Below are 13,175 nucleotides of genomic sequence, written 5' to 3'. Positions count from 1 at the left end.
CATGCAGCAGCGGTACATGGATCCGCAGTTGGAGATGTTCCTGTCTGTGGACCCGGTCACACCACACGACAATCCTGGATCGTCCTTCAACCGATACAAATACGCTGCAAACAATCCTTACCGGTTTAATGACCCTGACGGTCGTCAGGAGCGTGCAGCCGAGCGACACGCTGACTCGGTAGCAAGCGATCCTGCCGCGTACAACACATTTGGTCCCGCGGCCCTCGTGTTGACCTACGCGATAATTCGAGCAACTCCCTTCGTTGGTCCTGCTGCCGCCTCGTTGATGTCAGGCGCGATCGACTCTGCACAACAGTCTCGGGCAGTACCCGCACCAACAGCAGCGGCGTCAACATCTGCTTCAGTTGCCGCTCCAGCACCTGCTTCCTCTCCAAATTTTGTTGTCTCATCAAATGGAACGACGTTTCCTGTGCCCCCAGGCTCAACAGGACCCTCTCCAGTGAAAAATCCGGAGGGGAAGCAAACCGGTGTCGCCTTTACAGGTGGCGCGGGGGGCGCCAACCGACAAGTGGCAACCATGCGGATGATGGATCCGACGCCGTCGAAGGGGGCCAGTCCCGGATACCCGGCGGGCTACATCAAATATGAGAACGCAGGTAAGCAAGGTGTTGATCCATATTCAGGAAAGACCCTGCCCAATTCCAAGTCGCATTTTCCAATCAAGTAGCGTGAGAAACGTCCATGAACGAGCATCGATCAGACACTTTTCAACATCTAAAAGGCAAGTATGTAACGTTGACCGTCGAGGATGAGCAGCTTCGGGTTGGAACTGATGATGGATGGTCGCTTCATATTTATAACGGATACACGCTCTCCTCCGGCGAGTGGGTGGGCGCACTGACACATGCGTCGCTCCGATTGAAGTTGGTCGATTGCCTGGTCGATGACGTCAAAATGACCATGATGTTTTCGGGCGATAAATTTCTCACCGTCGACTTGACGGACGACGGGTACTCCGGGCCGGAGGCCATGCAGCTGAACGGGCCTGACGGTAGCATCGTTATCTGGGGCTGAGCCTGCTTCTTCAGATAATGATGAATAGCGCATTTATGAAGATAATGAAATGGCAAGGACGGACGCATCTTAGCTGCATGCGGTTTCAGTGAACTTGCCCGTGCGTGGGCTCGGTGACGGCTTATCAGAAGCCGGTTGATCAGTTCAATCGCTATCGGTATGCGAATGGCAATCCTTACGGGTTCACTGATCCGGATGGGCGGCAGGCACTTAAGATGCCTATTTCTTGCATTATCACTTTGCCTTTAGATAATCGTGGCGGGAACATCCAGCAAAACGAAGACTCATCACGGGGGGCGGGGCGGGACTAGATATGATGACTGGTTGTTTGCCGAAGCTGAAGTTGCTCTCGGTTCTGTCGGATGCGCAACCGCCGGACAATCCGATTATTGCCAATGACTGTGCGGGGATTGCATTTGACAGAAATCGATATGCGGATCTTGCCCCGACAGACGTTTGGAATGCCTGGTTGGATGTGCATATACGCCAGTCCTGCTCATCTAGCGCCATAGGGATTGCGTCCTTTGAAGACCTGGCTGCCGGCAAAGAAGAATGCAGCGTGGAGCCCGATCTTGACTCGCTGCGCCGATATTGGATGGAAGGTGAGCGGTTTCTGCGCGATCACTACCTTTTTTCGTCCTCGTTCAACTGGGTGGTTCGCCTCGATCAGGACGTGACACTGTTTGCGGCAGAGCGAGATTTCATGCGCGAGGTAATCGACCGTCTTCATGGTTTGAACGGTGTCTTGGATCGAATGATCGAGGATTTTGAACCTGGAGAAGGCGATCCGGTTGGGTTGCGAAGATTTCTGTCTGACATCACAGATGAGCTGCGCCGTTGACATGCTCGTAAGTGCCTTGCGATAAGTTTGTCGATGAGACTTCGATGCCCGATGGCGCATCTGTACATGCTGCATTTTGAAGTTCAACCGTATCTATTCAGCAGGTCATGCAGCCAGCGTCAGCTTGGCAGCAGGCTCAATATTCTGCTCCGGACACGCCAGATACATCAAAAAGCCCCGGCCTTGGCCGGGGCTTTTTGTTTGTGGCGAAGCAGCCAGTCACCTCACTCCGCACCACTCCCCGCCGGATGCGACGACCGCCGCCGGAACTTCCGCGACAACCAATCCCCCGCATCATCCACCACGGTGAAGGCCGCCGGAATCACGATCAGGCTCAGCAGCGTGGAGGTGATCAACCCGCCGATCACGGCGATCGCCATCGGTGCACGGAAGCTGGAATCGCCGGCAAAGCCCAGCGCGATCGGCATCATGCCCGCGCCCATCGCCAGCGTGGTCATGATGATCGGCTGTGCACGTTTGCGGCAGGCATCGATCAGTGCGTCGTGCTGGCTCATGCCGTGTTCGTCTTCGGCCATCACCGCGTAATCCACCAGCAGGATGGAGTTCTTGGTGGCGATGCCGATCAGCATCAGCAGCCCGATCAGCGCCGGCAGCGAGAGCATGTTCTGGGTGATCAGCAAGGCACCGAACGCACCGCCGGCGGATAGTGGCACCGCCGCGAGGATGGTGACCGGCATCAGCGCGTGGTTGAACAGCAGCAACAGCACCATGTAGATGCAGATCAACCCGGCCGCCATTGCCAGCATGAAGCCGATGAACAGCTCGACGAACACTTCCGCATCGCCGGTGTTGAGGAAGGTCACGCCCGGCGGCAGCTGCTTGACGCCCGGCAGGGCCTGCACCTCGGTCATCACATCGCCCAACGGGCGACCGTTGAGTTCGGCGGTGAGCGTCACGTTGCGCTGGCGCTGGTAGCGCGAGATCTGCGAGGGGCCGCTGCCTTGCTGGATATCGGCGACCGCCGCCAGCGGCACCGGGCCATTGCGGCCGGGCACGCGCAGCTGGCTGATCAGGCCCGGATTGGCCAGCGTGGCTTCGGCGAAGCCGACCCGGATCGGTACCTGCCGGTCGGGCAGGTTGAGCTTGGCCAGGCGCTGTTCGTAATCGCCGGCGGTGGCGATGCGGGCGGCTTCGGCGATGTCGGCGGTCGCGACGCCCAAGTCCGCGGCGCGGGCGGGGTTCGGCACGATCTGGAGTTCCGGGCGCAGCAGCGAGGCGGTGGAGGTGACGCTGCCCAGGCCCTGGATACCGCGCAGGTCGCGCTCCAGCGCAGTGGCGGCATCCTGCAGGCGCTGCGGGTCGTCACCGGAGAGCACCAGCTGCAGCAGGTTGCCGGGCTCGGAGCTGACATAGCTGACGCGCACGCCGGGCAGGTCGGCCAGGCGCTCGCGCGCCTCACGTTCCAGCACGCGCTGATCACGTTCGCGTCCGTCGGCGCTGCCCCAGTCGAGCACCAGGGTCGCCTTGCGCGGCTCACCGACGCCGGTCGCACCCGGGTCGCCCAGGTCGAGCACGCTGCCGACCGCGGTGTAGACCTGCTTGAGTTCGGGCATGTCCTTGAGCAGTCCGCGCGCGTGTTCGGCGACGGCCACGGTCTCCTGCAGGCGCGTGCCCGGCGGCAGTTCGAGGTTGAGGTTGCTGCGGCCCAGATCTGACTGTGGAATGAAGGTAGCCGGGATGAACGGCACCAGCGCCAGTGAGGCCACGAACAGGCCGGTGGCGATCCACAGGGTGCGGCCGCGATGGCGCAGTGCGGCGTCCACCCAGCCCAGGTACCAGGTCATCAGCCGGGATTCCGGTTTCTCCTCGCCATGTGGTTTGAGCAGGTAGGCAGCCATCATGGGGGTGAGCAGGCGCGCCACCAGCAGCGAGAACAGCACGGCAGTGGCGGCGGTCCAGCCGAACTCGCGGAAGAACTTGCCGGCGATGCCGGGCATGAAGGCCACCGGCACGAACACCGCAGCCAGGGTCAGCGAGGTGGCGATCACCGCGTTGCCGATTTCACCCGCAGCTTCGCGCGCAGCTTCCAAGGGCGGCTTGCCCATGCGCAGGTGGCGCACGATGTTCTCGATCTCCACGATCGCATCGTCCACCAGGATGCCGACCACCACCGACAGCGCCAGTAGCGTGATGATGTTGAGGGTGAACCCGAAGAAGTACATCACCGCGAACGTCGGGATGATCGACAGCGGCAGCGCCAATGCGGACACCCACGTCGCGCGCCAGTCGCGCAGGAACAGCCACACCACCAGCAGGGCCAGCAGCGCGCCTTCCCAGAGCATGGTCATCGAGGAATCGTAGGAGCGGTGGGTCTCGTCGATCGCCGTGGTCACCAGGCGGAAGTCGATGCCCGGATGCTCGGCCTTGATCTTGTCCAGCGCGTCATGCACGCCGGCCTCCACCTTGACCTCGCTGGAGCCGCGCGTGCGCGACATCGAGAACGCCACCACGCCTTTGCCATCCAGCAGGGCGGCCTCGGTGGGGTCAGCGGCGCCATCGGTCACCGTGGCCAGCGTGGAGAGCCGCACCGCGCGCCCGTCCGGCAGGGCGATGGAGTAGTCACGCAACGCCTGCGCGTCACCGACAGTACCCAGCGTGCGGATGGTCTGCTGCGCGCCCTCGACCTCGGTCTTGCCGCCGGCGCGCTCCACCTGGATGCGGGCCAGCTGCTGCGAAACATCGCCGGCGGTGATGCCCATCGCGATCAGCGCATTGGGATCCAGATCCACCCGGACCTGGCGCTGCACGCCGCCCACGCGGGTGACGCGCGCGACACCGGGTACGCCGTACATCGCACGCGAGATATCGCGGTCGACGAACCAGCTGGCCTCATCGGTGGTCATGTGCGGGGCGACCAGCGCATAGGTCATCAGCGAACCGCCGATGTCGACCTTGGAGATCACCGGTTCCTGGATGTCCTGCGGCAGATCGGTGCGGATGCGGGTGACCGCGTCGCGGGTGTCGTCCAGCGCGGTGGCCAGATCGGCTTCCAGCTGGAACTCGATGGTGGTGGTGCTGACGCCTTCGCTGACCGAAGACATCACGCGCTTGACGTTGTTGACCGTCGCCACCGAGTCCTCGACCTTGCGGGTCACCTCGGCTTCCAGCTGGCTCGGCGAGGCGCCGGGCTGGGTGACGGTGACGGTGGTCATCGGGAAGGCGATGTCCGGGAAGCGCGCCACCGGCAGCTGATGGAAACCCCACAGGCCGGCCACGCACAGCACGAAGAAGATCAGCAGCGCAGGCAACGGGCGTTTGATCGCCCAGGCGGAGATGTTCATCGTGCGGCGGCCTTGGTCGCAGCGACCACACGCACGCGGTCGCCCTCACCGAGGAAGCCGGCGCCATCCACCACGACCTGGTCACCGGCCTTCAGGCCTTCAAGGATCGCAGTGCGGCCCTGCACGGCCTGGCCGGTGCTGACGCGGTGGCGGGTGGCCTGCTGTTTTTCGTTCACGGTGAACACATAGTTGTGGCCGTCGCGCTGCACGATCGCCGCGGTCGGGATGGTCAGCACCGGGCCGTCGCCGGTGACGATGCGGCCATCCACGTAGATGCCCTGCCTGAGTGGGCCGGGGGCTGGCAGGTCGGCGTAGATCGTGCCGGTGCGGGTCTGTCCATCGACACCCGGGGTGACCGCGCGGATGCGGCCACTGACCACCTGGCCCGCATACGGCAGCTCAACCGTGTTGCCGACGGTGACATCGGCCAGCTGGTTTTCCGGCAACTCCGCACGCCACTCCAGGCGGCCATCGCGGATCAGGCGCAGCAGCTCGGTACCGGCGGAGACCACCTGGCCCGGCTGCACCAGGCGCTTGGAAATCAGGCCGTCGGCGGGTGCGCGCAGGTCGGCGAAGTCGCGGCGCAGCTTGGCCGCGTCGCGCGCGGCACGTGCGGTGGAGGTCTGCGCTTCGGCATTGATGCGTGAGGCGCGCAGCTCATCCAGGCTGCTTTCGCTGATCAGTTGCTGGGCGGCCAGCTTGGCGCTGCGCTCGTAGTTCATGCGGGCCAGTTCCTGCGAGGCCTGCGCCTGCCGCAACGAGGCGTCGGCCTGCGCCAGCTCGCTGTCCAGGGTGCGGTGGTCCACCTGCAGCAGCACCTGGCCCTGCTTGACCCATTGCCCCACGTCCACCAGCAACGCGGTCACGCGCTGGCCGCTGATCTCCACGCCCAGCTGCATTTCTTCATAGGCGGTCACCGGCCCGGAGACCAGCACCGTGCGGGCCATGGTCTGCTGCTGCGCGGGCGCCAGCGAGACCGGCAGCGCGGAGCTGGCGGCCGTGGCGTCGGCCGCGGCCTTGTCGTCCTTGCCGCCGCAGGCGGACAGCAGCGCGACAGCCAGGATCAGGGAAAAACTGCGGAGGTAGGGTGCACGCATCGAGAGGCTTTCCGGGTCGGAACAGCGGGAAAAGAAAGGAATCGGGAAATCAGGATTCGCGCGACAGGCGTCGTTCGATGCCATCGAGCATCAGGCCCAGCCCCTGCTCGAAGCGGGCGTCGAAATCGACCTCGCTCCATGCATCACGGGCCTGCCAGCAATGGGGGAAGCGCGCCTCGGCCAGCGCCATGAAGGCCTCACCCAGCGCTTCCATGCTGCCGTCGCCGGGCCAGGACTGCTCCTCGATCACGAAGCCCATCGTGTAGTACACCAGGTCCATCGCCGCGGTCGCGGCAAAGCGTGCCGGCGCGCCGGCGCCCATCAGCGCGGCGATGCCGGCCTCACCTACCCGCAGCACGTTCTCGGTGGCCAGGAAGGTGCCCGCATACACCCGCGCACCATCGCGGCGCGCTTTGAACGCCCGGCGGAACTCACGCCCGATCTGCAGCAGCGTCTGCCGCCATGGCTGTCCGTCGGGAATCACGCGAGCCACGTCGCAGATCATGGCGTCGGCCATGGCGTCGATCAGCGCCTGTTTGCTCTTGAAGTGCCAATAGAGCGACGGCGCCCGGATGCCCAGCGAGCAGGCCACTTTGCGCAGGGTAATGCCCTCCGGGCCGGCCTCGTCGAGGATCCGGAAGGCCGCCTTGACGATGTCTTCCCGCGCGATGGGTTGGCGCACTGTGCTCTGGCCTAACGTTGTTAGGGGGCGAATCTAACAGTGTTAGGTTCGCGCCGACAAGTGCCCGTGCACAGACCTCCAATGGGCCCGCGGGACGTGGCTGATGGGTTCAGGCGCGCCGAGGGGGGGGAGGGGGCCCCAGGCGCCCGGTTGGCTCAGAGGTCGATCAGGTCAGGCTGCAGGACCGCCATCCGGACCCGGTTGCGCCCGCTGGTCTTGGCGTCATACAGCGCCTCATCCGCCCGGGCGATCAGCGCCTCCAGCAGCCGCTGGTCGCCACCCGGCAACGCCTCGCCGATCGCGCCCCCGACGCTGACGGAGACGGCAACGCGCTCGCTGCCCACGAGGATCGGCTCAGCGGCCACCGCACTGCGCAGTCGCTCGGCGGCGGCGGGAATCTCATCGACGGCGGACGCCGCCAGCAGGGCGATGAACTCTTCGCCGCCGAAGCGGGCGAACAGATCGCGCTCCCGCAGGGCGTCGCGGCAGCGCTTGGCGACTACTTTGAGGACTTCATCGCCGACCGGATGACCGTAGGTATCGTTGATCTTCTTGAAGTGGTCTACGTCCACCATCAGCACCGCCACCGCGCGGCCGTTGGCTTCGCGGGCGGCGATGATCTGGGCCGAGCATTCTTCGAAATGGCGTCGATTGGGGACGCCGGTCAACGGGTCCGAGGACGCCAGGCGGCGCAGCTCGGCGGCCATCAGCAGGTCCGCGGTGACATCGGTGAACAGCCAGATGCGCCCGTGCGCGCCGTTGCCGCGCACCGGATGGGTGTCCACTTCGAAGGTGCGTTCGCCCAGAGTCCAGTTCTGCTTGGCGGCGAACTGATCGTTGTTCATCTGAGCGCTGTAGGCCAGTTCCAGCTCGGCGTGGTTGTCGCAGCGTTGGCGCAGGGCGCGCATCGGACCGGCCAGATCCGCCGCCCGGTGATTGCCAGCCGTGCAGCCCAGCAGCTCCGCGGCGTGCTCGTTGACCGCCGCGCCGATGCCATCCCCGTCGATCAGCACGATGCCCGCCGGCACGCTTTCAAACAGATCGAGGAACTGATTGCGGACGATCGTGCCGCGCGCGGCTTCGCGCCGTGCGGACAGCAGCCGGGCCACGCTCGTGGCCAGCAGTGGCACCTGTGCCGTCAAGGTTGCCGGGGCAGGGACGCTTCGCCAGAGCAGCAGCAGGCCACTCAGTGGCGCGCCGTGGGAGGGGGCCGGAACGTAAAGCAGGCGGGCGGGGCGGCCTTCCAGGGCATGGATGATCGCCGTCGGCAGCCGGAAGTCCGCTGCGTCCATGGCCTCGCCGCTCCAGCGCGCCTCGAGGATGCCGCTGCGCGCCAGGTTGAAGCTCGGCGAGGGCAGTGCCGGGGCCGAGACAGCCCAGGTCGCCCTCCCGCCGGCGTCCACCTCCACTGCCATCACCAGGTCGGCGTGGGAGGCGAGACGGGCGAACTGGCACAGCGCGGCAAGCGCTTCACTGTCGGAGGTCGTCACCGCGTGGGGCCTGCCAGACGCTGTTCGAGAATGCGCATGACGTCATCGGGTGCCGTCATGTGCGGGAGGTGACCGGAAGCATCGATCACATCCAGGGTGGCGCCATCGATCGCGTTGGCCAGCCACTGGCCGACGGCGACCGGTACCGCCACGTCGTGCGCGGTCTGGATCAGGTGGACCGGCGTGGAAACCCGCGCAGCCAGGCTGCGCAGATCTGAGGTGAAGATCGTGCGCGAGGTATTGAGCGCGATGTCCGGGCGCATCTGGAACAGGGTGTTGGAGAAATCGGCAACGACCGCGCTGTCTTCCACGCCGACGACCATCGGGGCGAAGCCTGCGATCCAGGCCTGGTAGTTGGCGCGCATGCTCTCGAACAGTTGCTCCAGGTCCTGCGGTTTGAAACCGCCGGTGTAGCCGTCATCGTCGAGATAACGCGGCGACGCACCGATGATGACCAGGCGCTCGAACAGCTCCGGCCGTGCCACCGCAGCGGCCGCGCCGATCATGCCGCTCATCGAGTGGCCGATGTAGGTGCAGTTGTGCACGTCGAGCTCATCCAGGATGTCGAGCAGATCGTCGGCGTAGCCGAACAGCGAACCATGGCGTTCGAAATCGTAAGTCTGCGCACCTTGCGGGCCACAGCCGGCAAGATCGAAGGAGATCACGTCGTAGCGCGCTTCAAACCACGGGCGCAATGCATTCCATGCGGTCTGATCGGTACCAAAGCCGTGTGACAGGATCGCGACCGCCTTGCCCTCACCACTACGGCGCCCGTTGAACCGCTCGAAACTTTCCACGCACATCCACCCATGGCGTCTTGCAAGGGCCGAATACTAGGTCACGGGCGCGCGTGGGTCCAACGCGTGGCCATGGCGAATACCAGTTGCCGCAGATAGCCGCCGATGAAACTGGCGATGGCACCGGCGAGGGTACCCAGCAGCAAACGCAGGGTGATGCGCGCGATACGACGGGCATGCAGCCGCACCCATGGCAGCAGTGCCATCGCCTGCGCACCCATGAGCAGCACCAGGACATCCAGCCCCAGCGCATCCACCACGGGCAGCAAGGGCGCCAGCAATGGATTGCAGGCCATCACGATCACGGCCGCGCACGTGAGCACGAACAGGCCGCGCCGGGCCATCGGCGTGGCGGTCCAGCGGAGAAGGCGGGCAGTCAGGGACACGGCAGGCTCCAGGCAGTTGGCCGGAGTGTACTGCGGTATCGTGATGCTCGAACTCCCGGGGATCGCCTCATGAAGATCGCAGTATTCAGCGCCCGCCCGTACGACCAGCAGTTTCTCGATGAGGCCAAGCAACGCCGCGGGGCAGGGACGTCCTTCGAGTTCCTGTATTTCGATGCCGCGCTGGAGGTACATACCGCGGCACTGGCGCAGGACTGCGAGGCGGTCTGTGTGTTCGTGAACGACCGGTTGAACGCCCCGGTACTGCAGGCGCTGCATGCACAGGGGGTGCGCGCGATCCTGCTGCGCTGTGCGGGCTTCAACAATGTCGACCTGGCCGCGGCGGAGCAGTTGGGCCTGTTCGTGGCACGCGTGCCGGCTTACTCCCCCGAAGCCGTGGCAGAGCATGCCCTGGCCATGGTGATGACGCTCAACCGGCAGACCCACCGCGCCTACAACCGGGTGCGCGAGGGCAACTTCATGCTCGATGGGTTGCTCGGCCGCACCCTGCACCGCAAGACCGTGGGCATCGTCGGCACCGGCCAGATCGGCCTGGCCACCGCCCGCATTTTCAAGGGCATGGGCTGTACCGTGCTGGGCTACGATCCGTATCCATCGCCCGGGTTCGCCGCCGTTGGCGCATCGGTCGCGCTGGAGGACCTGCTGGCCCGATCAGACATCGTCTCGCTGCACTGCCCGCTGACGCCGGACACCCATCACCTGATCGACGACGCCTCACTGGCCGCAATGAAGCCCGGGGCAATGCTGGTCAATACCTCGCGCGGCGGACTGGTGGATACCCATGCGGTGATCCGCGCGCTGAAGTCGCGCCGCCTCGGCCACCTGGCCATCGATGTCTACGAGCAGGAGAGCGGGCTGTTCTTCCAGGACCGGTCCGGCGAAATCATCGACGATGACGCGTTCCAGCGCCTGATGACCTTCCCCAACGTGCTCGTGACGGGGCACCAGGGCTTCTTCACGGTCGAGGCGCTGCAGGAGATTTCCGACATCACGCTGCGCAACCTGGCGGACTTCGCCAGTGGGGCGGCGTGCGCGAATCGGGTGCGGGCGGTCTGAGCGGCGCCGCGGGTGACGTGGGGCGTCGGTACGTGTACCGTGGCCGCCCGCCGGCCGTTGCGCAGCACGCGCCGGGACACTGCAACCGGGTCCGCGCTGGCCAGCCCCGGAACTGACCCGTTCATGTCTATACAAGGGCCGGAATGTTGCCGAATCGGGTCATTGCCCGGCACTGCGACAACGTGTCGCAGCCCAAAACAGGCCTTTCCTGCGCTGGATCATTGTCAATGCCTTTCTTAAATGATGCGTGACGGCCTAAAATTGGAAGGCTGACATGATCGTCCTCCGTGCCTGTCCCCTTGGACCGGCACCACCGGCTTTGGCTGGGACGGAGGCGGGCTTGAACTGGCATTCCCTACGCAATTGGATCGACCGATGATTCCGTTGAAACCCCTTGGACGCTTCCTGCGTCCGGGCCTGCTGTTTGCGTTGTCCGTGTTCCTGACGGGCTGCAACTCGGCCATCCTCAACCCCAAGGGCCAGATCGGCCACGACGAGAAGACCCTGCTCATCACGGCGACCGTGCTGATGCTGCTGGTTGTCGTGCCGGTCATCATCATGACCCTCACCTTCGCGTGGAAGTACCGTGCGACCAATACCAAGGCCCGTTATGAGCCGAAGTGGTCGCACTCCACGGCCATCGAAGTGGTGGTCTGGTCGATCCCGTGCATGATCGTGCTGGTGCTGGCTGTGCTGACCTGGCGTTCCTCGCACGCGCTGGATCCGTACCGTCCGCTGGACTCGGACAAGAAGCCGGTGGTGATCGAAGCCATCTCGCTGGACTGGAAGTGGCTCTTCATCTATCCCGAAGAGAACATCGCCACCGTCAACGAGATCACCTTCCCGGTCGATACCCCGCTGAACTTCAAGATCACGTCCGATTCGGTGATGAATGCGTTCTTCATCCCGCACCTGGGCAGCATGATCTACTCGATGACGGCCATGGAGACCAAACTCCACCTGATCGCCAACGAGACCGGTGAGTTCCCGGGCATGTCCTCGCACTACAGCGGCGCAGGCTTCAGCAAGATGCACTTCTCCGCGCACTCGGTGACCGAGGCGGAGTACCAGCAGTGGCTGACCAAGGTGCGTGCCCAAAGCGCGACCCTGGACAAGACCGCCTTCGCTGCGCTGGTCGCCGAGAAGAACCACGACTGGCACCCGGTGACCTATTACGGCACCACCGAGGCCGGCCTGTTCGACTGGGTCATCGCCAAGCACATGGGCGACAACCAGCACTACGGCATGAAGCACGACCACAAGGCCATGAAGCATGACGGCGCCGAAGGCGAAAGCCATGAAGGCCACGACATGCAGGCCATGAGCGGAGCCCACGACGAAGCGAAGCTGCCGGTCCATGCCGACCAGCCCGCTGCCGCGGACGCCGCACACACTGCAGACGAGCACGCCGCAGCCGGTCACGCCGGTCACGACGGCTCGGGAGAATGACCATGAATCTGTTGGGTAAACTGACCTTTGCCGACATCCCGCACGACCCGATCATCATCACCACGCTGATCGGCGCGGGGATCGGTGGCCTGCTCGTGCTGGCCCTGATCACCAAGTTCAAGCTGTGGGGCTATCTCTGGAAAGAGTGGTTCACCTCGGTAGACCACAAGAAGATCGGCGTGATGTACCTCATCGTCGCCTTCGTCATGCTGCTGCGCGGCTTCGCCGACGCGATCATGATGCGCGTCCAGCAGGCCATGGCCGCTGGCGGCAACGAGGGCGTCCTGCCCCCCCATCACTACGACCAGATCTTCACCGCCCACGGCGTGATCATGATCTTCTTCGTGGCGATGCCGCTGATCACCGGCCTGATGAACGTCGTCGTGCCGCTGCAGATCGGCGCACGCGACGTGGCCTTCCCGTTCGTCAACTCGCTCAGCTTCTGGCTGTTCGTGGCGGGCGCGGGCCTGGTGATGATCTCGCTGGGTGTCGGTGAGTTCGCGCAGACCGGCTGGCTGGCCTTCCCGCCGTTGTCAGGCAAGGAATACAGTCCAGGGGTAGGTGTCGATTACTACATCTGGGGCCTGCAGGTAGCAGGCCTGGGTACCACGCTGAGCGGCATCAACTTCTTCATTACCATCCTGAAGATGCGTACCCCCGGCATGAAGCTGATGCAGATGCCGGTGTTCACCTGGACCGCGCTGGTCACCAACGTGCTGATCATCGCCGCCTTCCCGGTGCTGACCATCACCCTGGTGCTGCTGACCCTGGACCGTTACCTGGGCACGCACTTCTTCACCAACGATGGTGGCGGCAACGCCATGCTGTACATCAACCTGATCTGGATCTGGGGTCACCCGGAAGTCTATATTCTGGTCCTGCCGGCCTTCGGCGTGTTCTCCGAGGTCATCGCCACGTTCTCGCGCAAGGCGCTGTTCGGCTACAAGGGCATGGTCTACGCCACCGCCTGCATCGGCGTGCTGTCGTTCATCGTGTGGCTGCACCACTTCTTCACCATGGGC

12 protein-coding genes are annotated in these 13,175 nt (G+C 64.4%); 6 read left to right on the top strand and 6 right to left on the bottom strand.

What is annotated here, in order from left to right:
• From HMPREF3113_RS19015 to HMPREF3113_RS18640, 3 genes are all read left to right on the top strand, one after another.
• Window positions 1–688: RHS repeat-associated core domain-containing protein (locus HMPREF3113_RS19015; protein ID WP_302622520.1), on the top strand; the 688-nt coding region annotated here is incomplete at its 5' end.
• Between the two features lie 14 nt (window positions 689–702).
• Window positions 703–1,035: a hypothetical protein gene (locus HMPREF3113_RS13765; protein WP_070473396.1), complete on the top strand. Its 333-nt coding sequence runs from the start codon at window positions 703–705 to the stop codon at window positions 1,033–1,035.
• Window positions 1,036–1,363: 328 nt separating this feature from the next.
• Entirely contained in the window at window positions 1,364–1,876 is a 513-nt protein-coding gene (locus tag HMPREF3113_RS18640) for a hypothetical protein (RefSeq protein ID WP_139146373.1), read from the top strand.
• Window positions 1,877–2,100: 224 nt separating this feature from the next.
• Here the strand turns inward: HMPREF3113_RS18640 and HMPREF3113_RS13755 are convergent, their stop codons facing one another.
• The 6 genes from HMPREF3113_RS13755 to HMPREF3113_RS13730 all read right to left on the bottom strand — a co-directional run bounded on the left by HMPREF3113_RS13755 (window position 2,101) and on the right by HMPREF3113_RS13730 (window position 9,630).
• Complete coding sequence (locus HMPREF3113_RS13755; protein WP_070473392.1) at window positions 2,101–5,178, bottom strand: efflux RND transporter permease subunit; 3,078 nt, start codon at window positions 5,176–5,178, stop codon at window positions 2,101–2,103.
• The gene (locus HMPREF3113_RS13750) at window positions 5,175–6,275 is read right to left on the bottom strand and encodes an efflux RND transporter periplasmic adaptor subunit (RefSeq protein ID WP_070473390.1); all 1,101 of its coding nucleotides are present in this window, start codon (window positions 6,273–6,275) and stop codon (window positions 5,175–5,177) included. The genes HMPREF3113_RS13755 and HMPREF3113_RS13750 overlap by 4 nt, the downstream gene beginning before the upstream one ends.
• 49 nt (window positions 6,276–6,324) lie before the next feature.
• Window positions 6,325–6,957 (bottom strand): TetR/AcrR family transcriptional regulator C-terminal domain-containing protein, encoded by a 633-nt coding sequence (locus tag HMPREF3113_RS13745; RefSeq protein WP_070473388.1) that lies wholly within the window; start codon window positions 6,955–6,957, stop codon window positions 6,325–6,327.
• A 155-nt stretch (window positions 6,958–7,112) separates the two neighbouring features.
• Complete coding sequence (locus HMPREF3113_RS13740) at window positions 7,113–8,447, bottom strand: GGDEF domain-containing protein (protein WP_070473386.1); 1,335 nt, start codon at window positions 8,445–8,447, stop codon at window positions 7,113–7,115.
• Window positions 8,444–9,250, bottom strand: a complete 807-nt coding sequence (locus HMPREF3113_RS13735) for an alpha/beta fold hydrolase (RefSeq protein WP_083298812.1) — start codon at window positions 9,248–9,250, stop codon at window positions 8,444–8,446. The genes HMPREF3113_RS13740 and HMPREF3113_RS13735 overlap by 4 nt, the downstream gene beginning before the upstream one ends.
• 35 nt (window positions 9,251–9,285) lie before the next feature.
• On the bottom strand, window positions 9,286–9,630 hold the full coding sequence (locus HMPREF3113_RS13730; RefSeq protein WP_046272185.1) for a hypothetical protein: 345 nt from the start codon (window positions 9,628–9,630) through the stop codon (window positions 9,286–9,288).
• A gap of 69 nt (window positions 9,631–9,699) precedes the next feature.
• Here HMPREF3113_RS13730 and HMPREF3113_RS13725 point away from each other — a divergent pair, with 69 nt between their 5' ends.
• From HMPREF3113_RS13725 to HMPREF3113_RS19010, 3 genes are all read left to right on the top strand, one after another.
• Window positions 9,700–10,704, top strand: coding sequence for a 2-hydroxyacid dehydrogenase (locus HMPREF3113_RS13725; RefSeq protein WP_070473384.1), 1,005 nt, complete (start codon window positions 9,700–9,702; stop codon window positions 10,702–10,704).
• Window positions 10,705–11,079: 375 nt separating this feature from the next.
• Window positions 11,080–12,153 carry a ubiquinol oxidase subunit II gene (gene cyoA / locus HMPREF3113_RS13720; protein WP_019184500.1) on the top strand — a complete coding sequence of 358 codons (1,074 nt, stop codon included), beginning with the start codon at window positions 11,080–11,082 and terminating at the stop codon, window positions 12,151–12,153.
• Between the two features lie 8 nt (window positions 12,154–12,161).
• A partial coding sequence (locus HMPREF3113_RS19010) for a cbb3-type cytochrome c oxidase subunit I (RefSeq protein WP_254665303.1) occupies window positions 12,162–13,175 on the top strand: 1,014 nt, incomplete at its 3' end.

Source organism: Stenotrophomonas sp. HMSC10F06, assembly GCF_001807865.1.
Taxonomy (GTDB): Bacteria; Pseudomonadota; Gammaproteobacteria; order Xanthomonadales; family Xanthomonadaceae; genus Stenotrophomonas; species Stenotrophomonas bentonitica_A.
This window is presented reverse-complemented; position numbering and strand designations above follow the sequence as displayed.

Excerpts from the sequence above, each read along its gene's own strand:
- cyoA (WP_019184500.1), top strand. The coding sequence starts at position 11,080 with ATGATTCCGTTGAAACCCCTTGGACGCTTCCTGCGTCCGGGCCTGCTG.
- HMPREF3113_RS13725 (WP_070473384.1), top strand. The coding sequence starts at position 9,700 with ATGAAGATCGCAGTATTCAGCGCCCGCCCGTACGACCAGCAGTTTCTC.
- HMPREF3113_RS13755 (WP_070473392.1), bottom strand. The coding sequence starts at position 5,178 with ATGAACATCTCCGCCTGGGCGATCAAACGCCCGTTGCCTGCGCTGCTG.
- HMPREF3113_RS13765 (WP_070473396.1), top strand. The coding sequence starts at position 703 with ATGAACGAGCATCGATCAGACACTTTTCAACATCTAAAAGGCAAGTAT.
- HMPREF3113_RS13735 (WP_083298812.1), bottom strand. The coding sequence starts at position 9,250 with ATGTGCGTGGAAAGTTTCGAGCGGTTCAACGGGCGCCGTAGTGGTGAG.
- HMPREF3113_RS13750 (WP_070473390.1), bottom strand. The coding sequence starts at position 6,275 with ATGCGTGCACCCTACCTCCGCAGTTTTTCCCTGATCCTGGCTGTCGCG.